Origin of the sequence: Clostridium sp. AUH-JLR23, assembly GCF_964238065.1 — a bacterium.
In the GTDB taxonomy this organism is placed as follows: domain Bacteria; phylum Bacillota_I; class Bacilli_A; order Erysipelotrichales; family Coprobacillaceae; genus Allocoprobacillus; species Allocoprobacillus merdigallinarum.
Map to the genome: position 1 here is coordinate 1 of NZ_CAXSKY010000041.1, position 1,472 is coordinate 1,472.

Genomic DNA, 1,472 nt, shown 5'->3' on the forward strand with positions numbered 1-1,472 from the left:
TCCCAGATATTTTACAAGAGATTCAAAATTGGGACTTACAGGACTGCTCAAGTTTCTCATATCTAGACAAGGTTACACAGTTGCCAATGAAATCAATCATTACTATTCATCTTTTGGGTTGGAAAAGTCAGTTTCCAAGCAGGCGATATTTCAGGCACAGGAAAAGCTGGATTATAAAGTGTTTCCATATATAAATTCAAAGTTATGTAAGCACTATTATCAGAATAATGATTATGAAACATTGAAAGGATATACAGTTGTAGCTATAGATGGATCGGTTGGAGAAGCACCTTACACTGAAGAAAATGCTAGAGTTTTTGGAGTTAATGATCCCAATAGAAACAATTTATTTAAAGCTTCTCCAAGAATATCTGGATTTTTAGATGTATGCAATGGTATATATATTGATGTATTGATTAAATCTTATAAGGATTCTGAAATACCCATGGCATATGAACAAATGAATAATATTCATGATATTCTAGAAAAGCAGAAAGTTATATACATGGGTGACCGCAATTATCCATCAACTGATATCTTTGTTTATTATAATATGAAAGGCGATAAATTCTGTTACAGAGGAAAGCCAAACTTTTATAAGAAACAGCTAGAAAATATTGAAAGAGATGGTTGGATTGAAATAGATTTGGATGACAGATGGATTGATCGCTTTAAAATTGAAGAAGTCAAGGATTATGCCAGAGAGCATAGGAACTTCAGGTTAAGAGTCATCAAAGTTATGAAATCTGAATTAAGGCAATTAAAGGTTAGTGAAAAAGATGAAGAAATCATTATTTTCACGAATCTTGATGAAAATGAATGGCCAACAAAAGAAGTGCTACAGCTTTATGGAAACAGATGGTCAGCAGAAACCGGATATGATATCCTAAAAAATAAGATTGAGATGGAAAAAGTAACGAGTAAAAAAGCAGAACTCATACTGCAGGAATTACATTCACAGGTTATAGTTCATAATTTAGCTGCAATGATAAAAAAAGAATCAGATAAACTTATCACACATACTGAAAAATATAATTATCAGACAAATATAAATAACCTGATACAATTATTAAGGGCTAATCTTGCAAAACTATTAAACATGAAAGATGGATTCAGGAGACTCATAAATAAAATAATAAGAAAAGCCTCAAAAAATAAAGAGCCTATTCGACCCAATAGACTCTTTGGAAGATGGAATGTCTATACCAAGAAACCAACAACACTCAAATATAGAGTTGATGGCAAACGAAATCCCAAAGTTAGAAAAATGAAAAAGGGATATTTACGTATAAAACGCTAATCGGTAGTATAGACATCATTTTCTAAAAAAATTATAACTTAAAAACTTAAAAAAATCATTAAAAATGATCAGTATCTTTTTGTGCTTTTTTAGCACAGAAAGAAAAAAGGGAGAATTTTGAATTTGATCAAATATTCTCTCTATTTTAATGTCATTAAATTGACGACATTGA

General features: G+C 30.6%; 1 protein-coding gene. It reads left to right on the forward strand.

The window, feature by feature from the left end; translation table 11 throughout:
* On the forward strand, positions 1 to 1,300 hold a 1,300-nt coding region (locus ACESR5_RS11990; protein ID WP_373155989.1), incomplete at its 5' end, for an IS4 family transposase.
* Positions 1,301 to 1,472 lie beyond the last annotated feature (172 nt).